This is a genomic window from Solibacillus ferritrahens (assembly GCF_037027585.1).
GTDB lineage: Bacteria > Bacillota > Bacilli > Bacillales_A > Planococcaceae > Solibacillus > Solibacillus ferritrahens.
Genome location: NZ_JAXCLE010000006.1, coordinates 145028 through 169381, shown reverse-complemented (window position 1 = coordinate 169381; position 24354 = coordinate 145028). Strand labels below are relative to the sequence as shown.

The following is a 24354-nucleotide window of genomic DNA, read 5'->3' as shown; positions in this document are numbered from 1 at the left end:
CTCTCCTTATGCTTCCTGCTTTTGTAGCTTACGGACATCAACAAAGCGCCCATGGATTGCGGCAGCTGCGGCCATTGCCGGTGATACAAGATGCGTACGTGCACCCGCGCCTTGACGTCCTTCAAAGTTACGGTTTGACGTCGATGCACAACGTTCACCGGATGGAATGACATCTTCGTTCATGCCTAGGCAAGCCGAGCATCCTGATTCGCGCCATTCAAAGCCTGCATCAAGAAAAATTTGGTGAAGGCCTTCTTCTTCTGCCTGACGTTTTGTTGACCAAGATCCTGGAACAACAATACCTTTAACACCTGGAGCTATCTTGTCACCTTTAACGATATCTGCTGCTGCGCGTAAGTCATTAATGCGTGAGTTTGTACAAGAACCGATAAATACGTGCTGAATCTCGATATCAGTAATATTTTGTCCTTCTTGTAAATCCATATATTCCAGTGCTTTATTTAATGCTGCTCTATCAGCCTCGTTATTGTAGTCTGCAGCAGTTGGTACCGTTTTCGAAACACCTACACCCATTGCTGGATTCGTACCCCATGTTACGATTGGTTCGATTTCGTCTGCATCAATTTCAAGTACCACATCATAAGTAGCATCCTGATCAGACGCTAAGCTTAACCAGTACTTTGCTGCTTCTTCAAACTGTTCGCCCTGTGGTACATGGCGGCGACCACGAAGGAATTCGACTGTAATTTCATCTGGAGAAATAAGACCGGCTTTTGCTCCGGCTTCAATTGACATATTACAGATTGTCATTCGTTCTTCCATAGAAAGTTTGCGAATTGCTTCTCCTGTATATTCAACGATATGGCCAGTTCCTACGCCGATTCCCCACTTGGCGATAATCGCTAAAATGATGTCTTTTGCTGTTACGCCAAGACCTAGCTCACCGTTAACACGAATTTCCATTGTAGGTGGCTTTAATTGCCATAATGTTTGAGTTGATAGAACATGTTCCACTTCCGATGTTCCGATACCGAATGCAATTGCACCGAAAGCACCGTGTGTAGCTGTATGCGAGTCTCCGCAAACAATCGTTTTACCAGGTTGTGTTAACCCTAGTTCTGGTCCGATTACGTGGACAATCCCTTGATCCGGGTGTCCGATATCTGCTAATTCAATGCCAAATTCTTTCGCATTTTCAGCAAGTGTCATGATTTGCTTTTTGGCGATTGGATCGTTAATCGTCGGTAAATTTTTAGTAGGTACGTTATGATCCATTGTTGCAAAACATAAGTCTGTTCTGCGTACTTTTCGTCCTGCTAAGCGTAAACCCTCAAACGCCTGCGGACTTGTCACTTCGTGAATTAAATGTAAGTCGATATAAAGTAGGTCAGGTTTCCCTTCTTCACGATGTACGACATGCTGTTCCCACACTTTTTCAATAATATTTTTCCCCATAGTTTTCACCGTTCCTTACCCATATATAGTGTTGATTTCCATTCCAGGTCGGACACTTGACGCTGAGGATGGTGGCAATTTATTGCGACCACAGCAGAAGCGCCGACCCCCACACATTCCAATCAACAGTATCCTCAATCCAAATCTATTAATTATATGAAATCATAATGCTGTCCGAAACGAAGTTTGCATCGATTTCGTTTAGTACTTGTTCAGTCCATTCTTCAGTAGATAGTGAACGTGTATGTTCCTGTGCTAAATCTGCTGTGAAATACCCATCATTAAATACTGCTGTAACCGCACGTTCAATTTCTGCTGCTTCCTCTTTTAAACCAAATGAGTATTGGAGCATCATCGCTACTGAAAGAATTGTTGCTGCCGGGTTGGCAACACCTTGCCCTGCAATTTCCGGTGCTGAACCATGTACCGGCTCGTAAAGACCGAAGTTATCGCCACGAATTGACGCTGAAGGCAATACACCTAGTGAACCTGTAATAACAGAGGCTTCGTCACTTAAAATATCACCGAATAAGTTTTCTGTAACGATGACATCATATTGACCAGGATTTGTAATAAGCTTCATCGCCACTGAGTCAACTAAGTTGTGTTCTGTTTCTACATCTGGGTACTGCTTTTTCTTCTCTTCTACAATTTCACGCCATAAACGTGATGTATCAAGTACATTTGCTTTATCTACTGAGCAAAGTTTTCCACGACGTAAACGAGCTAATTCGAAAGCATTTTCGACAATACGCTCAATTTCTTCACGTGAATACACACATGTATCAATAGCACCTGCATCTGTTTTTTTACGTGGCTCTCCGAAGTAAAGCCCTCCTGTTAATTCGCGGACGATCATTAAGTCTACATTTTCCGCAACTTCACGCTTTAATGGAGAAGATGCAAGTAAACTAGGGAATGCTTTCACAGGACGTAAATTCGCAAATAAATCGAAGTGCTTACGAATTTTTAATAAACCTTTTTCCGGACGTAGGCTTGGTGCGTTATTATCCCATTTCGGTCCACCGACAGCGCCTAATAAAATGGCATCACTTGCTTCACACATAGCAATTGTTTCATCCGGTAATGGATTGTTGTACTGATCAATTGCTGCTCCACCGATTGCCGCGTAGTTTAAATGAAATGTATGTTTAAAACGTTTCCCGATTACTTGTAATACTTTTACTGCACTTGCAACAACCTCTGGACCAATGCCGTCACCTGGTAGTACTGTAATTTTCTTTTCCATTTGTAAAACACCTTTCTTTCTACGTGAAGTTACTTGATGTAGAAGCGCCATCTGCTGTGATGACGCTATTTTGCTCATAAAGTTTTAGCGGTTGTTTTTCGTTACGGCGGACGCTTTCCGGGGGCACGAGGCCGACACGATGTCGGTCACAAAAGCGTTGCCACAGGACGTGGCGTTCTTAGCTTTTGTTCCTTTCCTAGTCTCAGGAATCGTGCTATTCCCCCAGGAAGCTTTGATTGGCATCTTTGACTCCCTCTTCGCTCTGCAACGAAAGGCATAGCCGGCAGTTGCACTCGCCACCTTCACTCCAAACAACAATTTAGTTTGTATAATCTATTACACCATAATTGCATTTTCAGCGCGTACTTGCTGCTGAATCAGTTGGCGATTGACTGCATTTAAGTACGCTTTTGCACTTGCTTCTAATACATCTTGTGCTGAATCGCGTCCTGTGGAGGTATAGCCATTGTATTTTAAATTAACGACCGCTTCTCCAAGTGCATCGCGCCCTTTGCCGACTGATTGTACTCGGTAATCCAGTATGTTCACCTTTCCTCCAACAAGTAATTCCAAAGTATTGAAGATTGCTTCTACTGAACCTGATCCTGTTGAAGCGAGTGTTTTCGTTTCGCCTTCAGGAGTAACAATTGATGCAGTAGCAGTCGGAATATTCTCGGTACCGTACTGAACTTGAACTGATTTCAATTCAAATAACGGAACATCTTCTATTGAAACTTGCTGCTCAGTTAAAATCGTTGTTAAATCGTCTTCAGTCACTTCTTTTTTGCGGTCGGCCAATTTTTTGAACTCAGCAAATGCTTTGTTCAGTTTTTCATCCGATAGCTCGAAGCCCATTGTTTCAGCACGATCACGGAATGCTGCGCGTCCGGAATGCTTACCTAAAACTAATGGAATATCGTCTTCTCCTACAAGTGCCGGAGAAATAATTTCGTATGTTTCCGGATTTTTCAATACACCGTCCTGGTGAATACCCGATTCATGAGCAAATGCATTTTTCCCAACAACAGCTTTGTTAGGCTGAATAACAACATTCGTCAGGCGGCTTACCATTTGAGATGTACGTTTAATTTCTTTTAAGTTAAGCCCTGTTTCAACACCGTAAAAATCTTTACGAATGTGAAGAGCCACACCAATTTCCTCTAATGCCGCATTCCCGGCACGTTCACCGATACCGTTAATCGTACATTCTACTTGATCCGCACCATTTTGAACGGCTGCTAATGAATTTGCTACTGCCATTCCTAAATCATCGTGGCAATGGGCTGAAAATTTAACCTTCTCTGCTCCGATGACGTTTTCACGTAAATAGCGGAATAATGCGCCATATTCTTCCGGCGATGCGTAACCAACTGTATCCGGTATATTAATTGTTGTTGCACCTGCTTTAATTACTTCCTGGCAAATGCGTACTAAAAATTCTTTATCGGAACGGAAGCCATCTTCTGCGGAAAATTCTACAAGCGAGAACTTTTCCTTTGCGTATTTCACAGCGGCTACTGCCTGCTCGACTACTTCATCCGGATTTTTCTTTAATTTGTATTCCATATGAATCGGGCTTGTTGCAATAAATGTATGAACATGTGGTTGTTCTGCATGGCGAATTGCTTCCCAAACTGCGTCGATGTCACTTTTCACGGCACGCGCTAAGCCTGTTACAATTGAATTTTTCACTGTTTTCGCAATTAACGAAACAGCTTCCAAGTCACCTGGAGATGAGGCAGGAAATCCCGCCTCAATAATTGTGACACCTAAACGCTCTAGTTGTTTTGCGATTTCCACTTTTTCTGCTGTATTTAAATTAATACCTGCAGACTGTTCACCATCGCGCAATGTTGTATCAAAAATGTCAATTTTTCTCATATTATTTCACTGTAACCTTTTGTTTTCCTTTGTTGATGAATGGCATCATTGCGCGTAATTTTTCGCCTACTTCTTCAATTTGGTGGTTAGCGCCAGCTTCTTTAAACTTCGTATATTCTGGACGACCCGTTTCATTTTCTTCGATCCATCGTTTTGCAAAAGTACCATCCTGGATATCTGTTAACACTTCTTTCATACGTGCTTTTACAGATGCGTCGATAATACGTGGACCTGATACATAGTCTCCCCATTCAGCTGTATCTGAGATTGAATAGCGCATTGTCGCCATACCGCCTTCAAACATTAGGTCAACGATTAGCTTTAATTCGTGTAATGTTTCAAAGTAAGCTAATTCTGGTTGGTAGCCCGCTTCTACTAATGTTTCGAAACCTGCTTTTACAAGTTCAGTTGTACCACCGCAAAGTACTGCTTGCTCACCGAATAGATCCGTTACTGTTTCTTCAGCGAATGTTGTTTCAAGTAATCCGCCACGTGCTGAACCGATTCCTTTACCGTATGCAAGAGCTAAATCACGTGCTTGACCTGTCGCGTCTTGGTGGATTGCGAATAATCCTGGTACGCCAGCACCTTCAGTGAATTGACGACGTACTAAGTGACCTGGGCCTTTTGGAGCTACTAGGAATACGTCTACATCTGCTGGTGGTTGAATTTGACCGAAGTGTACGTTGAAACCATGTGCGAACATTAACGCTTTACCAGCTGTTAAGTACGGTGCGATTTCTGCTTCGTAAACTGCTTTTTGACGCTCATCCGGAAGTAAGATTTGGATTACATCTGCTTCTGCTGCTGCTTCAGCAACTGATTTTACTTCTACGCCGTCTTCTTTTGCTGCATCATAAGATTTACCTGGACGGATACCTACTACTACATCAAAACCTGATTCTTTTAAGTTAAGCGCATGGGCATGGCCTTGTGAACCATAACCGATAATCGCGATTTTTTTCCCTTTTAGTACTTGCTCGTTGATTTCATTTTCATAATACATTTTAGACATTTTCATTTCCTCCAATTAAGTTGAATTATATATTTTTTGATATACGGGCATCAGATGACATCCTCCGCCCCGTATGGAATGCCGGTTATTTTAAAATTGATAGTTGTGGACCTTCGATTTTTTGTGCTTCACGAATCGATGCAGTTGCGCCGGTACGTGTTAATTCTTTAATGCCGTATGGTCTAATCAGTTCGATAAATGCATCGATTTTTTCCGGATGACCAACAACTTCATATGTGACAACATTTTTTGAGGTATCTACAACTTGCGGTCGGAACGGCTCAACAATTGCATTCATTTCCATTCGCATATTCGGTGGTGATACTACTTTAATGAGTGCCAGCTCACGAAGAACGATTGATTTTTCTGTAATATCATTTACTTTTAATACGTCAATTTGCTTCGATAGCTGTTTAATTAACTGTTCGATTTTATTTTCATCTTCCACATGAACGATAAACGTCATTTTCGAGAAGTTCGGCTGTTCTGAGTGACCAACTGTAATTGATTCAATATTGAATTGGCGTTTCATTAACAAACCTGTCACTCGATTTAATACTCCGCTTTGATTAATTACTGTTACTGTGAGCACACGTTTCATGGTTTTTCCACTCCAATCATTTCATGTAATCCTTTTCCTGGTGCGACCATTGGGAAGACGCTCACGAGCTGTTTAACTCGACAGTCAATTACGACTGGTTCATCTGAATTAATTGCTTCGGCAAAAATTGCTTCTGCCTCCGATAAATTATCAATTCGATAGCCCTTTACTCCATATGCCTCAGCAAGTTTTACGAAATCCGGCTGAATCGGCATAAGACTTTGAGAGTAGCGCTCTTCATAGAAAGTTTCCTGCCATTGACGTACCATTCCTAAGCAGCTGTTATTCAAAATGACAACTTTTACAGGTAAATTGAATTCTTTTAATAGAATCAGCTCTTGGTTTGTCATTTGGAATCCTGCATCACCTACGATGGAAATAACCTTCTTATCAGGTTTCGCAAATTGTGCACCGATTGCTGCGGGGAAACCGAAGCCCATCGTTCCTAATCCACCTGATGTAACCCAGCCATGTGGATTGTTTAAATGATAATATTGTGCTGCCCACATTTGATGTTGACCTACGTCTGTTGTGACAATTGCATCGCCACCAGTTAGCCTATGGATGATTTCCAGTGCTTGCTGCGGTAAAATTTCCTCACCAGCATCTTCATACCAAAGTGGGTATCTATCGCGACTATCATTTAAATAACTCATCCACTCCGTTGTATCTGGTCCTTGGAAATCTTTTTTCAATAATGCATAGAGTGCTTCTTTTGCATCCGCTACAATTGGAATGTCTGTTGGAACATTTTTCCCAATCTCTGCTGGATCGATATCAATATGAATGATCGTTGCATTCGGTGCAAATGTTGCTAATTTCCCTGTCAGGCGATCGTCAAATCGTGCCCCGATATTGATTAATAAATCGCATTTTGTTATGGCATCATTAGCTGTTGCATAACCATGCATTCCCGCCATTCCGAAAAATTGTTTATGCTGCCCATGTATACTTCCTAAACCAAGCAATGTGTTTACAACGGGTAAATTGTATTTTTCAATAAATTCAGTTAATTGTTCACACGCATCTGCGAATAATACACCTGCACCTGCAAGTACTAAAGGTTTTTTAGCTAAAGTAATCGCCTGGATCGCTTTTTGAATTTGTAAATAGTTCGGTTTTGTCGTTGGTTGATATCCTGGTAAATAAATATCTTCAGGTGCTTTTATATCCTCAAGGAAGACAGATTGTGAAATATTTTTTGGGAAATCAATAACTACCGGCCCTTTACGTCCTGTATTCGCAATATGGAATGCTTCTTTAACGATTCGTGGAATATCCGCTACATCCTGTACCTGATAGTTGTGCTTTGTAATTGGTGTTGTGATCCCCATAATATCTGCTTCCTGGAAAGCGTCCGTACCGATGACTGACGTCGCTACCTGACCTGTAAAAATTACTAGTGGAATGGAATCAATCATCGCATCCGCAATACCTGTTACAAGGTTTGTTGCCCCTGGTCCAGATGTCGCAATGACTACACCGGGCTTATTCATAACACGTGCATACCCTTCAGCTGCGTGAATAGCACCTTGTTCATGTCGTGTTAAAATATGGCGAATCGGGTTACGGTAAAGTGCATCGTAAATCTGTAATACGGCCCCACCTGGATATCCAAAAATAATTTCTACTTCTTGATCATGTAATGCCTGCACTAAAATATCGGCACCATCTCTAGATTTAATTACTTGTGGCTGTTCCTCAGGCATTTCAATTTCTTTACTGATTGAAACATTTGTACTCATTTTTTAATACTCCTTCCTTTTAAAAAACTTTATATGTTAACTCATGGACTAATTTTATATAAAAAGAAAAAGCCTCTTATATCCGCACGCAAAAGAAAACCTCTTACGTAGGGATGAAAAAGACTTTTCATGGTACCACCCTTATTTATAGCAAAGATAACAAAGGTCCCTTTAAAAGAACCAATGTCCACCTTGCTACCTCGTGAACCGCTTTGACCTCTCTATTACCAAATTCCATAAGAAATTTGTGCAACTAATAAAGAGAGCGATTCATTAATAACGAGCATTTCGATTATGCCCGGAGCTATCTAATGGCGAATGCGTTTAATAGCTCACTCCGAGGGGATGTCGAATATAGTTGTATCACCGGCTTCCACCAGCACCGGCTCTCTGGTAAATACAAGACTCTATATTCTTTAACCTCATCAACGATTTATATTATTCTTTTTATATTTTCATTACGCCGCCTTGGGAAGCATTCGTTACTAAAGCTGAGTATCGTGCAAGCCAACCGCGCTTTATTTTTGGTTCAAATGGTTGTAAGTTTTGACGACGCTCTGCAAGAACTTCATCAGAAACTTGTAAATTAATTGTTCGACCTGGTAAATCGATTTCGATAATATCTCCATTGTTTACTAATGCGATTGGACCTCCTTCAGCAGCCTCTGGAGAAATATGACCGATGGAAATTCCGCGTGATGCGCCTGAGAAACGACCATCTGTAATTAAAGCTACTTTCGTTCCCAATCCGCGTCCTTGAATCGCTGATGTAGGAGCAAGCATTTCCGGCATACCCGGACCACCTTTTGGCCCTTCATAGCGAATGACAACTACGTGCCCTTCACGTACAATGCCTTCATCGATTGCTTTTTGTGCTTCTTCCTGTGATTCAAATACGATTGCCTCACCTGTAAATGTTTTAATAGAAGGGTCAACAGCACCTACCTTAATAACAGATCCTTCAGGTGCGATATTTCCGAATAGAACGGAAAGCCCACCTACAGCACTATATGGGTTATCTTTTGTACGAATAACCTTATCATTCGTAATCTCGTAATCTTTTACAAGTTCTCGCATCGTTACGCCTGCGATTGTTGGACGATCTGGATGGATCGCACCTGGAATTTTCGTTAATTCATTTATAATTGCCTGTACGCCGCCTGCTTTTGCAATGTCATCCATCGATATATCCGATGCCGGCATAATTTTCGCAATATAAGGAACGCGTTCTGCGACTTTATTAATCTCTTCAATGTTATATTCGATTTCAGCTTCGTTCGCGATTGCCAATGTGTGAAGTACTGTATTTGTTGAACCACCCATTGCCATATCCAATGCAAATGCATCATCAATAGCTTCTTTTGTTACGATATCGCGTGGTTTTACGTCTTCTTTAATCATGCGTACCAAGTGTTTGGCTGCTTCATAAATTAACTCTTTCCGCTTGTCACTAGTTGCAACAATTGTTCCGTTACCTGGCAAAGCCAAACCTAGCATTTCCATTAGGCAATTCATTGAGTTGGCTGTGAACATTCCTGAACATGATCCGCATGTTGGACATGCATTGTTTTCAATATCAAGAAGTTCCTCTGCTGACATCGTTCCTGCCTTATGTGCGCCGACTCCTTCAAATACACTCGTCAATGATAATTGCTTACCAGTTGATGAAATACCAGCTTCCATCGGACCGCCAGAAACGAATACTGATGGTACGTTCGTTCGGACAGCCGCCATTAGCATACCCGGTGTAATTTTGTCACAGTTCGGAATGTAAAACACGCCATCGAACCAGTGTGCATTAATAACTGTTTCGGCTGAATCTGCAATAATTTCCCGAGATGGCAATGAATAACGCATGCCGATATGACCCATTGCTATTCCGTCATCAACACCAATTGTATTGAATTCAAATGGAATACCGCCTGCTTCTATAATGGCTTCCTTTACAACGTCTGCAAACTGACGTAAATGCACATGACCTGGAATAATATCAATATATGAGTTACAAACACCGATAAACGGCTTCTCTAAATCTTTCGCCTTTACTTTACCTGTAGCATATAAAAGGCTACGGTGTGGAGCTCGGTCAACTCCAAGTTTGATCATATCACTTCTCATATTAAACGCCCCTCAACGCAAAGCTTTCACTCTTGTTGTTATATATTTCGCTTCCCAACAATTAAAAGTAAGAATTTTCTAACTTTTAATTGTACAGGGAATCGATTTGGTCACATCATTCATGTAACATGTTTGTGTGCTTGAATGATGTGGTGTACTAAATTGTTGTTATCATAGTACGGAATGAGTGCTACCGTCAACACTATTTTTTGAATTTTTTATACAATTCTAAATGTTCGATTTTTTTGGAACCGTTTTCATAGTGATTACTGTGCCTTTTATTCTCTTTCAGTTCAATTTTTATAAATTTGAATTTTTTAAAAATTTAATTTATTTTTATTTAAAAATTGTGTTGAAGCTCATCACCGTACTTGTCCTAAATGCTTACATGCCTTGTTAGCATTGTCGTTAAACAGTTTAAAATGATTAACAAAAAAACAATAACCTAGCAAACTGATGCTAGGTTAAGAATATCCCATTTTATTTGAGTAGTAGTAATTCAATTGCAAAGTTCATGATTATAAAGCTGTGGATTCCTACAAAAATAAGTGCCTGACGGTTTAACTTTCTCATTAATGCCTGATCCATCTTATCCACCCCATTTTTTTTGATATTCTTAATATACAGTATCGCACAAAATAAATCAAAATATTTTGAATATTTAGTTAATATTTTATTTTATCTTTATTTCTCTTACCATGGCATAATAGTTTTATAACACTTAAGGAGGATATTTATGGTGAAAAAAGCGTTAATTGTAATTGATTATACGTATGATTTTGTCGCATCGGATGGAAAATTAACTTGTGGAGCACCTGGCCAGGCTATTGAACAGAACATAAGCACGTTAATTGAACAATTTGTTGAACAAAATGAAGTAGTTATTTTCGCAAATGATTTACATGAGGAAAATGATCCTTACCACCCTGAAACGAAATTGTTCCCTCCCCATAATATTCGAGGAACAAAAGGCCGTGATCTGTACGGATCTGTAAAGGATATGTATGAAAAATACAAAGAACAAGTCATTTCTTTCGATAAAACCCGCTATAGTGCTTTTGCAGGGACAAACTTGGATATCCTTCTTCGTGAGCGAAGTGTTGAAGAAGTTGTTCTTGTCGGGGTTTGTACAGATATATGTGTATTGCATACAGCCGTTGACAGCTACAACCTTGGCTATAAAATCACAATTCCAGAAAAGGCGGTAGCTAGTTTCAATGAGGCAGGACATGCCTGGGCGCTGCAACATTTTAAAGGCTGTCTAGGCGCTACCATTCTATAATAATCCATAGCATAACAATAAAAATGTTTAACCCTTCTGAAGAAAGGAAATAACTAACTAGATGCAATTATCATTCACTATTTTCAGAAGGAGTTGGACAATTATGATGAGTTTCATTTGGTTTTTAATTATCGGAGGTATTTTAGGTTGGTTAGCAGGAGTTATTCTAGGTAAGGACGTTCCAGGAGGCATTATTGGTAACATTATTGCTGGTATTGTCGGTTCTTGGATCGGTAGTATGTTATTAGGAAACTGGGGTTGGAGAGTTTCAGACTTCTACGTATTCCCAGCTTTAATCGGTGCTATTGTATTAATTTTCATTGTAAGCTTCATTTTACGATCTATGCGAAAAGCAATGTAAATAACACTCAATCAAAATTAATTTCTGCATCTAAGATTTTAAAAAGTGTGACTTCACGTCACACTTTTTTATTTGGTATCACCCATTGCGATTTGCTTAAGCTGATCGCCATAATCACGGTATTGTTTGTAATAATATAAAACATCTTCTACATATGCATCGCTGTGATTATATTGAAAAACTGCTTTTTTCAATTCCCCATTCCTTACACCGGCAATTGATAAAAACTTTGCCGCACTATAGATCGCGTCTTCGATGTCAAATGGATCTGCAATACCATCGCCATTTGCATCTACCCCATACCCACCATATTTTTTAATTACCGCTGGATTTGTTTTATCCTTTTCTGGGATTTCCCCTAAACCTAAGTCTTTACATGATGGATGCTTCCAGCCGACAAATGTACAAGGCATAAATTGCATATGCCCTTCTGCTCCCACAGGAGAAATAAGTGTTCTCATTGTAGAAAAGCGTGTTTCCACACGATGATGTGCAGCGAGAAGTGTCCATGGTACATTGTACTTTTGTTCCGCAGCCACATATACCGGTATGTATTCGATTGGGATTTCTAAATCAAACTGATCCTGAATTTGCTGGTAGACCGACTTTTCGGTAAATCGTTCGATAAAAGGTAATCCACGAATTTGCTGCCAGCTAAAAAAAGCAAATATGTATATCGTTAATGATATCGGGATGAGCAGTACGATTATGTAGATTTTTACTTTGGGTGATAATAAAGGTTGTTTCTTTTTGCTTTTTGTCATAGCCTCCACCAATCTTTAACTTATTAATACCCTATTATTCTATTCATTTTACTAAATTTCAACTTTATTTCATAGTTGATAATTATAGAGGTAATCGTTAGTATAGTATACTGCATTAATAATTGATATTGGGAGTTGTTGAACATGTGGAAAGACTTTAAGGAATTTGCTATGAAAGGAAATGTTATTGATTTAGCTGTTGCAGTTGTAATTGGATCTGCATTTGGAAAAATCGTAACATCCTTAGTAGAAAATATAATAATGCCCCTTGTAGGGATGCTTACAGGTGGAATTGATTTAAAGAATGAGTGGAAATTTGGTTCAGGTGAGGCACAAATAGCGCTTGGAGTATTTGTCCAATCGATCATTGATTTTCTTATTATTGCGTTTGCCATTTTCATGGCTCTACGACTATTAACAAAATTAAATCGGAAAAAGGAATCGGAAATTGTAGAAGATCCTACACCGGAACTTGATACGAAGGAAGAACTATTAAAAGAAATTCGTGATTTATTAAAGAACGAACAAGCCAAATAATCAAATCTTAATCAGAAAAACTAAAAAAGCCATGAAATGTTATTGATTCAACATTTCGTGGCTTTCATAATGAATATTAACCATTGCTCTTTTAACTCTCCCCCGTGTTATTAATCAAAGTGACCTACAATTCTTCCTAAAGTTAAAAGTAAACAACACCAAATAATTGCACTGATGCCTACATAGATCGCATAGGTTTTTAATCTCATCTGAGAAACACCAAAAAAGTAGCCAGTAACATGCCGTATGCCTGGTATAAAGAAACTGATGACAATAGAAGACGGACCGTACTTATGAATCCATTTTTCGGTCTTTCCTATTCTTTTATCTGTTAATCCAATCCACCGGCCAATTCGCTCAATTAAAGGACGCCCCGCTTTTTTTCCGACATAATAGCTGAACATCATCCCGAGAAACGTGCCGATAATGCAGACGACAAGAGAATAGGTGTAATTCAGCGTGCCGATTTTAGTAAAATACCCTATCCATAAAACGAGTAATTCATCAGGAATTGGGAGTCCGAAAAGCCCTAATGAAAGAATTACGAAAATAGCCAAGTACCCATATTGCGACACAAGCTGATTAAGGACTTCCATTTGGCAGTTCCCGTTCAATCATGTGTTTTTTTAGATGTGGAAATGTAATCCGGCTCATAATCCAATACACTAATAAACATAACGCAACAGCTATTTGGTATGGCATTATGACAAAGGCTGTTCCAATGTAACCCAATGCCGCTATTAGAAATACATGTATCATTATATTACCTTCTCCTCTTCGTTGATTTCGAAATCCATATGTTTGTTTAGAAGGCTTACTGTCAAAATTCCTTATCCTTTATAAGTATATTGCTAGATTTTCTTGTTTCACGTGTTATTTTCACTATGTATCAATCATAAAATGTGGAATTACTTTTCGGTTAAGAAAAGGGAGTGAAAATTTGGGGGATGTAATTGCCTAACATTAAAGGTCCTCGTTTATTTCAAAAAGAAATGTCGATTGACGTCGTATGTTTTTGGAAGTATATGCAACTGTTTTATCAATTATTTATAAATGCCCATTGGTGCAGAGTTGCGTTATTGTTCTTTTTTACACGTTTTACTATCCATTTCGTTAATTCCTACTTTCCGCTATTGTCCCTTTCAGTTGTTCATGTTAAATTGATTTAATAATCGATCCATTTGAAATGTTTCGTAAATTAAGTGTAAGGAAGTGTTTTCATGTCACAGCGCTCTATAGAAACTAAATTAGTACAGCTTGGAAATTTAAGTGATGCAAAAACAGGAGCAATCAATCCTCCGATTTATATGTCAACAGCCTACCAGCATACAGGAATCGGTGAATCTACAGGCTATGATTATACACGTACAAAAAATCCGACACGTTCTATTTTGGAAGAAGGAATTGCAGAACTTGAAGGTGGAGATGCTGGGTTTGCCTGCAGTTCAGGAATGGCAGCCATTCAGCTTGTCATGTCATTATTTAAACCGAATGATGAACTAATCGTACCAGAGGATTTATATGGTGGGACGTACCGACTATTTAAAACATTTTCAGAAAATTACAACATTAAACCTGTCTATAATGCGTTTACGAATGTAAATGATGTAGAAAGTGCAATCAATGAAAATACGAAGGCGTTGTTTATCGAGACACCAACAAATCCTTTAATGCAGGAAATTGATTTAGTTCAATATGCAGCATTGGCTAAAAAGCATCAATTACTTTTAATTGTGGATAACACATTTTATACACCTTATTTCCAACGTCCGATTGAATTAGGTGCGGATATTGTTTTACATAGTGCGACGAAATATATTGGCGGACACAATGATGTATTGGCAGGGCTTGTCGTTGCGAAAGGTACGGAACTGTGCGAGAAGCTAGCCTATTATCATAATGGCATTGGCATGGTATTAGCACCGATGGATTCGTGGTTGCTTATTCGCGGACTGAAGACTTTGCACCTGCGTCTGAAGCAGCATGATGCAAATGCGAAGAAAATTGCGGACTATTTAAAGACTGAACCACTTGTTACGGATGTGCTGTATACCGGAAAAGGCGGCATGCTTTCATTCCGAGTAAAGGAAGCGTTAATGGTCAATCCATTTTTAAAAGGCATGAAACTTATTACATTTGCGGAAAGCTTAGGCGGTGTGGAGAGCTTTATTACGTATCCTGCGACACAGACTCATGCGGATATGCCATATGAGGAGCGTGTAGCACGTGGTGTATGTGACCGATTGCTGCGTTTTTCTGTAGGGATTGAAGAAGCGGAAGATTTAATTGCCGATCTGAAGCAAGTTTTCGATACGTTACGAGGTGAATTCGCATGACAAATCGCATTGAAACAGCGCTCATTCACGGTGCCATTCGAGAAGGCTATGCCGATAAAAAAGGTGCAGTAAATGTACCGATGTACTTATCTTCCACTTTCCATCAAGAATCGATCGATGAATTTGGCGAATATGATTATGCTCGCTCAGGCAACCCAACACGTGCCGCATTGGAAAAGGCTATCGCTGAACTAGAAGGCGGAAATCGAGGTTTCGCCTTTGCTACAGGTATGGCTGCCGTATCAGCATGCTTTATGATTTTATCTGCCGGTGATCATATCGTCATTACAGAGGACGTATATGGAGGGACGTACCGTTTTGTCACAAAAGTATTACCTCGCTATGGTATTACCCATACATTTGTAGACTTTACGGATATTGAGGCTGTTAAAGCAGCAGTTCGACCTGAAACGAAGCTAATTTATATTGAAACGCCATCAAATCCTACATTAGGCATTACGGATATTCGAGCTGTTGTCGATATTGCGAAACAACATGGTGCCATGACATTTTTAGACAATACGTTTATGACACCATTGCATCAAAAACCGCTTGATATGGGTGTAGACGTAGTCATTCATTCTGCGACGAAGTTTTTATCAGGACATTCGGATATTGTAGCCGGTTTAGTAGTAACAAAGGATGAAGAGCTCGGCAATCAAATTTATTTCGTCCAAAATTCTTTTGGATCTGTATTAGGTGTACAGGATTGCTACACGTTAATTCAAAACATGAAAACAACGGCTGTTCGTTTCAATGAAGAATCACGTGTTGCGATGCGAATTGCACAGTTTTTACATGACCATCCGTTAGTAGAAAAAGTGTATTACCCGGGACTGCCAACACATCCAGGCTTTGAAATTCATGCAGCCCAGGCAACTTCTGCCGGAGCGGTATTATCGTTCAGTTTACCGAACTATGAGATTGCCAAAGCGTTTGTTGACGCAATGAAGATTCCCGTTTTTGCTGTCAGCCTTGGCGGTGTCGAATCGATTTTATCTTATCCTGCCAAAATGAGTCATGCGGCAATGGAGCCGGAAGAGCGTGCGAAGCGTGGTATAACAGATGGATTGCTGCGTTTTTCAGTCGGTTTGGAAAATGAAGATGATTTAATTGAAGATTTCACACAGGCATTGAATATTGCTGGGCCATTTAAATAATTTATGGGACAAACCCGTTGATTTCCATTCCGGGACCGAAGCTTTCCCCGGTTCCTCCTAAGCATCTAGTTAAATTCATAAAAAGACAAAAGGCCTCGAGAGACAAACTCTTGAGGCCTTTTGTCTCGTGGGAGTAAAAATTTTTTCAACTTCCACTAGAATTGATTTCCGTTCCGGGTACGCTTTCCGCGGGCACGGCCTGAGCCTGTAGTATCAGGCATCGTGCGGTTCCCGCTGGAGTCGACCCTTCACTCCAATCAATTCATATATCCGTTTATTATTAAGTTGCCCCTATTCAACTTTTAACGCTGTTACATACGTTGCGCGACTTTCATTCCAATAGCCTACAATTTCCAGAATGAAAGGTCCTGTTTCCTTAATTTCTTCCAATGAATGATACGTTGAGATGATGCCCGCTTCGTTCCAAATGTTGAATTCTACCTTTGTCGGCTCACTATCAAAAGTGATCTCAACTGGTTCATTTAGATTCACTTCTATTTTCTGAACTGCCTCCATCATTTGATTGGGTGATGCGTGGTCTGTCATAGTTGTAGTCGTTTCTCCTGTTGATGCATCAAATGAGCTCCAGGAATATGCGCCTTTATAAGTTTTAATTGTTTGATCACCAATTATGAAGCTTATATTTGGAATTTCAAGCTTAGTAGATGCTTCTGTAGCTTTTTCAAATGACAGCAAATTAATATCAAAATCTCCATCACATCCTGTAAAATTATAATCGATTAAAGAACCTGTCACAACCTCATCCAGTTGTGTGCATCGATAGTTTTCAATCGTTTTACTTCCAAATGCATCTTCCCGGTTATCAATTTCAATCGCAAATTGCTGTCCATCATATTTGATTGTCCAGTAAATCGGGTCCCCTTCGATTGTGTAACGGATCATTTCAAGTAATGTTTCATTATTTGCTTCGATGTCGTTTAAAAACTTTTCAAACAGTTCTTCATTTTCAATCTGCCCGTGTCTATCAATGACCTGCTTTTTTTCATTTATCAATGGCTGAAGCAGCTCTTTAAATGGTTTGCCAAATTCAGCATTCAGCCGTCCGTATCCTTCTGTTTCAACATTACTCAGAATCGTTATGGACTGATCCTGCTCATACCAGATGCGGTACGTGTTAATTCGTTCGGGCAAGTTTTTCTCCAATTCAATAAATAATCTCAATACTACATCTTCTTTCCTTGCCATTTCGGCCTCGACATTTGGCTGCCATTTTGTTTCGGACAAATAACCCTGGATGTCATCAAGCTCCTCTTGATCAAAAACCATGATCTCTTCTGTCCCAATATTATTATCGCTAACTACCCGTTCAATTACCGCGCGCTGAATTAAACCTGAATCGTTCTGTTCATCTGTACATCCGACTAACAGCAGCAACACCGCAAATACAAGTATTCTTTTCATTCTTCGTCCTCCCCTAGTTGTGTTAGAGCTTTGCGGATCTGCTCATCGTATGGAATGGCAACATGTAAATTTTGTTCATGGACATAAAAAATGAGCATTGTATTTAGCTCATACAGTTCATAAGAGACGACATTTTGTGAGGCGGTTTTTTCGTAAAATTGCTGTTTCGCTTTTGAACGATCTTTGCTCTGGTCAAATGTATATACCGAGAGTAATTTATCATTCAGTAAATACGTTTTCGGCTTTTCCCCATTTAAATCCTGCGTGAAAATCGATTTTTCTTTTTTCTCCATTACTCTTACAGGTACTTGCAGTTCCTCCAGCGCTTTAATAAAACCGGATTGCTGTGGTGAATGACAGCCACCTAATAAAACAAAAACGCATAAAATAAACCATTTTCGCATTTGTCATCCCCCTTTCTATATTGGTCGCAAGAAAAGTAAAAAAGTTACAATTTATTTTATTTCGAATTCGAGATATTTTCATTGCATTATTATCATTTGAGTAGTAAAGTGATAATTAAGAAAGGACGTGTACGATGAAGAAAAATACTTTAGGCTCTCTTATATGGCTTCGTATGATGCGTTTTACTCATGAAAGTAATAATCTTTCAAATGAGTTTTTAAAACAGTTTGACTTAACGACTGCGCAATTCGATGTGCTCTTGCAAATCTCCATATTCGAGCCGATTACACAATCCGAGCTTGCAAAGAAAGTAACGGTTACACAAGGTGGTATTTCCCGAATGCTTACACGTCTTGAACAGGAACAGCTTATTGTAAGACATCAGGACTGGAAAACGAAATTTATCTCATTAACACCAAAAGGCAATGAAAAGTTAAATAATGCTTTCGAAGCCCAGCTCGCCTTTCAATCTTCTTTTTTTGATGAAACATTAACAAAAGAAGAACAAAAAACATTGTATAAACTGATCTCCCGTGTTCAAAAAAATAGTGAACAGCGGAGTAAGTAAAAATAGGAGGCAACATATATGTATACAATTCCAGGACATCACCATATTTCCATGATTACGAAAAATGCACAGCAAAATAATACATTTTACCGAGATGTTCTAGGGTTGCGCCGTGTAAAAGTAACAGTTAATCAAGATGAAACTTCAATGTATCATTTATTCTACGGAGATAAAACAGGCAGTCCAGGCACCGAGTTATCATTTTTTGAAATTCCACTAGTCGGACGCACTCATCGCGGTACGAATGCGATTACGAAAATCGGTTTAATCGTCCCTTCCGAAGAAAGCCTGAACTATTGGGTGAAGCGGTTTGATGAGTTTGGTGTAAAGCATGAGGGGCGCTCTACATTTACGAACCGTCCTGCTGTGCTATTTGAGGATGAAGAAGGTTTACGAATGGCACTAATTGCCGCGCCCAATACAAAAGTGCCCTATTGGGAAACGTATGAAAAGTCGGTAGTACCGGCTGAACATCAAATACAAGGTATGGGTCCTGTAGAAATGACCGTAAAAAGTATGGGGAAACTGATCCGTACGTTAACAGAAATATTCGGTTATGAAGTAAAGGAACAGACAGAAACCACTGCCCTTCTCCAATCCGTTAAAGGTGAAATATTTGGTGAGATTTTCATCAACGAACAGGATGGTCCTTCCGAAAAACCAGGTCGAGGCAGCATCCACCATTTGGCGATTCGTGTGAAAAATGACGGAGAACTCGCCTATTGGGATGAACAAGTAAAAAAACTTGGATTTATCTCATCAGGCATTGTAGACCGATATTATTTTAAAAGCTTATATTTCCGTGAATCGAACGGAATTTTATTTGAAATAGCAACTGATGGTCCAGGCTTTTTGCGCGACGGCGATATCGAAACACTGGGGGAACAGTTGGATTTGCCGGACTTTTTAGAAGAGAGACGCGAAGAAATTACCGCAAAACTAAAACCGATTTTTTAAGGAGAAATGAGTGATGGAACAATATCGAATTGATGAAAAAAAAGGAATGGAATTTGGGTTGTACACATTAGGTGATCATATGCCCAATCCATTAACAGGCTCTCGTATTTCTGCACAAGAGCGTCTAAAGGAAATTATTGAAGCAAGTCAATTAGCCGAGCAAGCTGGTATTGATGTGTTTGCTGTCGGTGAAAGTCATCAGCAATATTTTACAACACAGGCACATTCGGTTGTGTTAGGGCGATAGCCAATGCAACGAAGAGCATCAAACTTTCCAGCTCTGCAACGGTATTAAGTGTAGCTGATCCGGTTCGTGTATATGAAGACTTTGCTACGATTGATTTAATTTCAAACGGCCGTGCAGAAATTGTTGCGGGTCGTGGATCGCGTGTTGGCGCACATGAATTGTTCGGTGTGAGCTTACGAGATTACGAGGAAATATTTGAGGAAAAGTTAGCTTTACTAAAACAGTTAAATGACAATACGGTTGTCAATTACAGTGGTAAATTCCGTCCTTCTTTAAATAATGCCCATATTTTACCGCAGCCATTAAACGGCTCCATTCCTATTTGGCGTGCAGTTGGAGGACCTCCGGCAAGTGCCATAAAAGCTGGTTATATGGGGATACCGATGATACTAACGACATTAGGTGGTCCATCAATTAATTTCAAGGCTTCTGTTGATGCTTACCGGGAAGCAGCTGATCGCAGTGGCTTTGATGCGAGTACATTACCGATCGCAACGACAAGTTTATTTTATGTTGCAGAAACAGAACAAGAGGCAGTTGACGGGATGCATCCTTTTTTAAGCGGCGGTTTCCAGGCAATTCGTGGACAAGGTTATCCGCGCTGGCAAGTAGAAGAGGCTCCTCGAGTAGAGGATGCCTTAATGGTCGGCAGCCCGAACCAAATTATTGAAAAAATGCTGTACCAATATGAACTGTTCGGCATGCAACGTTTCATGGCTCAAATTGATTTCGGCGGCGTTCCGTTCGATAAAGTGATGAAAAACATCGAGCTTATTGGCAATGAAATTATTCCGGCTATAAAAAAATATACGGCAAAATAAAAGTAGTGTCAGCCGTGGCGGAATTGATGAAAAGCTCGTAAGTACTATTTTTTAATTATAAGGAGAATCCGTTTTGGTTAAAATGGGTTCTTCTTTTTATGTTCAATCAATTCAAACTATCCATTCCATTAAAACCAGATCGTTGTTAAGATCTTTAATTCTCTTAAAACCGCATTTTTTATAGCTTGATATTGCTCTGACATTATTACTTTTCACCTCTAATAGAACCTTTGAGGCACCTTTATTACAAAGGAAATTTAACATCATTTGTATCATTTTTGTCCCTATTCCTTGCCCCCATAATTTAGGTTCACCAATAAATTGATCTATTCCATAAATATTTTGGTTTCCTGGATAGCCGTACTTTTTAAGTTCAGTATCTTGAAGCTCATAATATTGGATATAACCAATTGATTCATTATTGTATTCTACAATACAGGGAGTAACATAGTGTTTGCCGTCTATTCTTGGTCCGTATTTATTTATCACTCGTTCTAAATTTGAAGGTGGTTCTTCATAAAACTCTAATACCTGCTGATTATTTAGCCACTTTACCATTAGATTGAAATCAGCCTTGTCCATAAGTCGTATATGTAGTTCTTGATTTGAAATCACGGCTATTTTTCTCCCCTACTATATTTGTATATTAAAAATATGAAAGCTTAAAAGTACTTAAATTTCCTCTATATCTTTTAAATCTATTTTTGTTCCTTTAATAATAAAAGCAGCTGTTCGTTTTGTTCAATTAACTTATCCATTTTTTCACCTAAATCATTCGAATTATTTGCTTTAACCGCGGAATTAATTAATAACCGTCTAATAAAAAGAGCGAAGGATATTTGGTTTTCTTGCAGCGTCAATACAACTTTCTTCACAAGCCCCAAATAAGACGTAATTTTTCTGTGCCTTTCTTAAAGATGGTAGATTTGCGCCTCCCTCATAATCTGGGTCTTCATATTGAACTCCATCATCTTCCCAAAAACAGATACTACATATTTCATATGTTCCTGGAGGTTCTTCATCTAATGTTTTATAGCCACAACAAGGACAAGTATATTTCATTTAATCACCTCAATATATATTTTCTTTATTTACAGGCAAGAATTCATTTATAAAATAACTTACCAATATTTTGATATAATAAAAAGTAAAAAATTGAGGAGGTATTATGAAGTCTGAAGATGTGAAACTTACAAATGAAGAAAAAAGTATGATTATTACAGAAGTTAATAAAGTATTGAACAGTGGCTTCCGAATATTAGGTTTTGATGGTGGAATGGCGTTTCCACAATACCCATATTATTTATATTTCGGGGATTCTGATAAAGAATTGAGACGGTATTCTGTTAGTATATTTACTATTTGGCTTGGGTATTGGAATTCAGGTTGCAGTTTCCGTTTTACTAAACAAAGTGAGTTATATAAGTATATTAAAGCTTTAGTTGAACAACAGGAAGAAATCGAAAAAGATTTCCCTGTAGTATTTAATTATCTTGTTTCCTTTTTAATAGAGCTTACTGAAAATTATGATTATGCAGAAGAAACTCGGATGAAACCTTATATTGTTGAAATTGTGCATAAAGATTTTCTCGGTAAAAAATCATATTATAGAGAAAAATATAGATATAGAATAAATTTTATTGAATTTCTAAAGGAGCTTAAAATTCAGGATTATGATAAACCATATGACTAAAATGGAAACTACTCAACTAAATTAAATGAATTTAACCATAAAATATACACAGGTCCTAGAGTTAAATAAGCGGAGGATTTACCCTTATTTGAAAAATTGCGCTCATTTCTATGAAAATAAGGGTAGAAATTCCGCTTATGGTACACTAACACCTCGATATTTTATGGATTTTTATGAAATAGAAGGAATTTCTCCGTTTATTTTAGTGGTTTCTTTCTTTCTTTACTTAATAAGCGGAGTTGCTCCGTCTAATTCTGTTATTCAGTAACAGTCATTCACCCATTATCCAAATTGAGGTACTGCTCACTAGTTTACGTTGTCTCCACATGTTCTTCCTTTTCGCTTAGTTCAATTAACTTCCCGTACTTCATCATTTTATAACAGTATATGATAAACATAATAAACCCAATAATTAATGCTATTCCTGCAATCACTACCGCAAATCCTAAAATAATATGTTGAGTAATTTCAAAAAGATAGATCGATGTAATGACAATCCATAAGCTCCCTACAACTAAATGCTTCACCCTTTTCGTGTAATTTACATGAGGTGTATTCTGAACAAAGCTAAAGAAAATCCAAAAAATATAATAATAAAAAAGAAGTTGAATGATGCTCGTTATAAACCCGTAAAGTAAAAACACTACTGTCGGGAAATTCTCTACTGCACTATATAAGATAGGCATTTCTATTATAGATATGACTCCTGAAATATATGAAAGCAGGACTGCGGTTTTATTGTACTTCGACTTGGCATATTTTTGAATCGCTCTTGCAATGAAAATATAGCCGATAATATCCGGTACAATATCAATTCCAAAGTTTAAATCAATAATGATAAAAGCATAGCCAATAAGCATCCGGGAAAAAAATTGGTGCATTTATCTGTTCCTCGCTTCCATTACAAAATCGTTTATCCATTTTTTAGGAGGGAGTTCATATATGTATTGTGCAATTCCCTCGGTAAATGGTTCTCCAGTCGCAAATGTGCCGTGAACAATAATATTCTTATATCTAGAATCCCAAATACGGTAGTTTGGCGAGATGTGAATCGATAGCTTTTCGCCTTTTTCTGTATTGTATGGAAGAGTCAGCTGCTTATCTTCTTTATATAACTTGATATTCGCCAATGGAAATACCGTTTCTATTTCTTCTATAGTTCCAGCCTCTGTAATAGTAAATATTGTTTCTGATTCACCTTCTGCTGTATCACTACTTTGTACTCCGACAAACAAGTATTCTTTCTTCTTTGTAAGAACTTCCAATTTCAAAGGGAATTCCTGTTTTACACCATTAGAAAAAAATGCCGTTGCATTTTTGTTGGATGCAGCAGTTAATGCACTGTATTCATTTTCGTTTACTTTAAATTCGACCGAATGAAGATCATAATATGGATAGCTTTGTATAAGGGAATCACTTTCTTCAGTTTCTGTATTCACAGAGAAGTGATATGGTTTCGTATACGGTACTAGCTCCAGTTCGCCTACTTGAATAGATTTGAGTTCTATATCCTCATTATGATTTGTAACATAGCTCATATTAATAAAGCTCTCTTCCTCCATATGCAGTGCCTGTGTACCAATTGGAAGAATAATAGGCTCTTCGATTTCCTTTTGAAGTAAAATCACACTGCTTGTTGTAAAAATAATGAACGTTACAGCAAGCATCAAAATAAAGCGTTTGCTCATAATTTCACCCCTCCCCGGTAAATTATACCATATTTTGGATATAGTGAGCTTTTTTATATAAAAAATCCCCGCAAAGTGAGCAACTCTT

25 protein-coding genes and 1 pseudogene are annotated in these 24354 nt (G+C 38.7%); 9 read left to right on the top strand and 17 right to left on the bottom strand.

What is annotated here, in order from left to right:
- Positions 1-6: 6 nt before the first annotated feature.
- From leuC to ilvD, 7 genes are all read right to left on the bottom strand, one after another.
- Positions 7-1416: a 3-isopropylmalate dehydratase large subunit gene (leuC, locus tag SNE38_RS08265; RefSeq protein ID WP_191704525.1), complete on the bottom strand. Its 1410-nt coding sequence runs from the start codon at positions 1414-1416 to the stop codon at positions 7-9.
- 148 nt (positions 1417-1564) lie between these two features.
- Positions 1565-2665 carry a 3-isopropylmalate dehydrogenase gene (gene leuB, locus SNE38_RS08260; protein WP_336046335.1) on the bottom strand — a complete coding sequence of 367 codons (1101 nt, stop codon included), beginning with the start codon at positions 2663-2665 and terminating at the stop codon, positions 1565-1567.
- Between the two features lie 336 nt (positions 2666-3001).
- Positions 3002-4546 carry a 2-isopropylmalate synthase gene (locus SNE38_RS08255; RefSeq protein WP_191704524.1) on the bottom strand — a complete coding sequence of 515 codons (1545 nt, stop codon included), beginning with the start codon at positions 4544-4546 and terminating at the stop codon, positions 3002-3004.
- A gap of 1 nt (position 4547) precedes the next feature.
- Positions 4548-5561, bottom strand: coding sequence for a ketol-acid reductoisomerase (gene ilvC / locus SNE38_RS08250; protein WP_191704523.1), 1014 nt, complete (start codon positions 5559-5561; stop codon positions 4548-4550).
- A gap of 85 nt (positions 5562-5646) precedes the next feature.
- Positions 5647-6162: an acetolactate synthase small subunit gene (ilvN, locus tag SNE38_RS08245; protein ID WP_191698894.1), complete on the bottom strand. Its 516-nt coding sequence runs from the start codon at positions 6160-6162 to the stop codon at positions 5647-5649.
- Positions 6159-7907 carry a biosynthetic-type acetolactate synthase large subunit gene (ilvB, locus tag SNE38_RS08240; RefSeq protein ID WP_191704522.1) on the bottom strand — a complete coding sequence of 583 codons (1749 nt, stop codon included), beginning with the start codon at positions 7905-7907 and terminating at the stop codon, positions 6159-6161. Before ilvB ends, ilvN begins: the two co-directional genes overlap by 4 nt.
- A gap of 447 nt (positions 7908-8354) precedes the next feature.
- A complete protein-coding gene (gene ilvD, locus SNE38_RS08235) occupies positions 8355-10025 on the bottom strand; it encodes a dihydroxy-acid dehydratase (protein WP_191704521.1) in 1671 nt (556 codons plus the stop codon).
- 739 nt (positions 10026-10764) lie between these two features.
- On the opposite strand from ilvD, the gene SNE38_RS08230 reads away from it, so the two are divergent.
- Together SNE38_RS08230 and SNE38_RS08225 are read left to right on the top strand one after the other, a co-directional pair.
- On the top strand, positions 10765-11307 hold the full coding sequence (locus tag SNE38_RS08230; protein ID WP_191704582.1) for a cysteine hydrolase family protein: 543 nt from the start codon (positions 10765-10767) through the stop codon (positions 11305-11307).
- Positions 11308-11410: 103 nt separating this feature from the next.
- Positions 11411-11668, top strand: coding sequence for a GlsB/YeaQ/YmgE family stress response membrane protein (locus SNE38_RS08225; RefSeq protein WP_191704520.1), 258 nt, complete (start codon positions 11411-11413; stop codon positions 11666-11668).
- Positions 11669-11736: 68 nt separating this feature from the next.
- On the opposite strand, the gene SNE38_RS08220 is transcribed toward SNE38_RS08225, so the two are convergent.
- A complete protein-coding gene (locus SNE38_RS08220; RefSeq protein ID WP_191704519.1) occupies positions 11737-12432 on the bottom strand; it encodes a lytic transglycosylase domain-containing protein in 696 nt (231 codons plus the stop codon).
- Positions 12433-12576: 144 nt separating this feature from the next.
- On the opposite strand from SNE38_RS08220, the gene mscL reads away from it, so the two are divergent.
- A complete protein-coding gene (gene mscL / locus SNE38_RS08215) occupies positions 12577-12969 on the top strand; it encodes a large conductance mechanosensitive channel protein MscL (RefSeq protein WP_336046306.1) in 393 nt (130 codons plus the stop codon).
- A gap of 110 nt (positions 12970-13079) precedes the next feature.
- Here mscL and SNE38_RS08210 read toward each other — a convergent pair whose 3' ends face one another.
- Together SNE38_RS08210 and SNE38_RS08205 are read right to left on the bottom strand one after the other, a co-directional pair.
- The gene (locus SNE38_RS08210; RefSeq protein ID WP_191704517.1) at positions 13080-13565 is read right to left on the bottom strand and encodes a DedA family protein; all 486 of its coding nucleotides are present in this window, start codon (positions 13563-13565) and stop codon (positions 13080-13082) included.
- On the bottom strand, positions 13552-13728 hold the full coding sequence (locus tag SNE38_RS08205; RefSeq protein WP_336046305.1) for a hypothetical protein: 177 nt from the start codon (positions 13726-13728) through the stop codon (positions 13552-13554). Before SNE38_RS08205 ends, SNE38_RS08210 begins: the two co-directional genes overlap by 14 nt.
- A 461-nt stretch (positions 13729-14189) precedes the next feature.
- Between SNE38_RS08205 and SNE38_RS08200 the strand changes: the two genes are divergently transcribed.
- Both SNE38_RS08200 and metC read left to right on the top strand, forming a co-directional pair.
- On the top strand, positions 14190-15305 hold the full coding sequence (locus SNE38_RS08200) for a methionine biosynthesis PLP-dependent protein (protein ID WP_336046304.1): 1116 nt from the start codon (positions 14190-14192) through the stop codon (positions 15303-15305).
- Positions 15302-16465, top strand: coding sequence for a cystathionine beta-lyase (gene metC, locus SNE38_RS08195; RefSeq protein WP_336046303.1), 1164 nt, complete (start codon positions 15302-15304; stop codon positions 16463-16465). Before SNE38_RS08200 ends, metC begins: the two co-directional genes overlap by 4 nt.
- 291 nt (positions 16466-16756) lie before the next feature.
- On the opposite strand, the gene SNE38_RS08190 is transcribed toward metC, so the two are convergent.
- Positions 16757-17887: a DUF4362 domain-containing protein gene (locus tag SNE38_RS08190; protein ID WP_336046302.1), complete on the bottom strand. Its 1131-nt coding sequence runs from the start codon at positions 17885-17887 to the stop codon at positions 16757-16759.
- Entirely contained in the window at positions 17884-18291 is a 408-nt protein-coding gene (locus SNE38_RS08185) for a hypothetical protein (RefSeq protein WP_336046301.1), read from the bottom strand. Before SNE38_RS08185 ends, SNE38_RS08190 begins: the two co-directional genes overlap by 4 nt.
- Positions 18292-18425: 134 nt before the next feature.
- On the opposite strand from SNE38_RS08185, the gene SNE38_RS08180 reads away from it, so the two are divergent.
- From SNE38_RS08180 to SNE38_RS08170, 3 genes and pseudogenes are all read left to right on the top strand, one after another.
- Positions 18426-18860 carry a MarR family winged helix-turn-helix transcriptional regulator gene (locus SNE38_RS08180; protein ID WP_191704513.1) on the top strand — a complete coding sequence of 145 codons (435 nt, stop codon included), beginning with the start codon at positions 18426-18428 and terminating at the stop codon, positions 18858-18860.
- Positions 18861-18878: 18 nt separating this feature from the next.
- A complete protein-coding gene (locus SNE38_RS08175; protein ID WP_336046300.1) occupies positions 18879-19817 on the top strand; it encodes a ring-cleaving dioxygenase in 939 nt (312 codons plus the stop codon).
- A gap of 13 nt (positions 19818-19830) precedes the next feature.
- A pseudogene (locus SNE38_RS08170) lies at positions 19831-20885 on the top strand (LLM class flavin-dependent oxidoreductase).
- 111 nt (positions 20886-20996) lie between these two features.
- Here the strand turns inward: SNE38_RS08170 and SNE38_RS08165 are convergent.
- The 3 genes from SNE38_RS08165 to SNE38_RS08155 all read right to left on the bottom strand — a co-directional run bounded on the left by SNE38_RS08165 (position 20997) and on the right by SNE38_RS08155 (position 21947).
- Positions 20997-21500 carry a GNAT family N-acetyltransferase gene (locus tag SNE38_RS08165; RefSeq protein WP_336046299.1) on the bottom strand — a complete coding sequence of 168 codons (504 nt, stop codon included), beginning with the start codon at positions 21498-21500 and terminating at the stop codon, positions 20997-20999.
- Positions 21501-21583: 83 nt separating this feature from the next.
- Positions 21584-21760 carry a DUF4083 family protein gene (locus tag SNE38_RS08160; RefSeq protein ID WP_336046298.1) on the bottom strand — a complete coding sequence of 59 codons (177 nt, stop codon included), beginning with the start codon at positions 21758-21760 and terminating at the stop codon, positions 21584-21586.
- A complete protein-coding gene (locus SNE38_RS08155; RefSeq protein WP_336046297.1) occupies positions 21702-21947 on the bottom strand; it encodes a CPCC family cysteine-rich protein in 246 nt (81 codons plus the stop codon). The genes SNE38_RS08160 and SNE38_RS08155 overlap by 59 nt, the downstream gene beginning before the upstream one ends.
- 106 nt (positions 21948-22053) lie before the next feature.
- On the opposite strand from SNE38_RS08155, the gene SNE38_RS08150 reads away from it, so the two are divergent.
- On the top strand, positions 22054-22578 hold the full coding sequence (locus SNE38_RS08150; RefSeq protein ID WP_336046296.1) for a carbamoyl-phosphate synthase small subunit: 525 nt from the start codon (positions 22054-22056) through the stop codon (positions 22576-22578).
- A 311-nt stretch (positions 22579-22889) separates the two neighbouring features.
- On the opposite strand, the gene SNE38_RS08145 is transcribed toward SNE38_RS08150, so the two are convergent.
- Complete coding sequence (locus SNE38_RS08145) at positions 22890-23438, bottom strand: hypothetical protein (RefSeq protein ID WP_336046295.1); 549 nt, start codon at positions 23436-23438, stop codon at positions 22890-22892.
- 21 nt (positions 23439-23459) lie between these two features.
- Entirely contained in the window at positions 23460-24266 is an 807-nt protein-coding gene (locus SNE38_RS08140; RefSeq protein WP_336046294.1) for a hypothetical protein, read from the bottom strand.
- Positions 24267-24354: the final 88 nt, after the last annotated feature.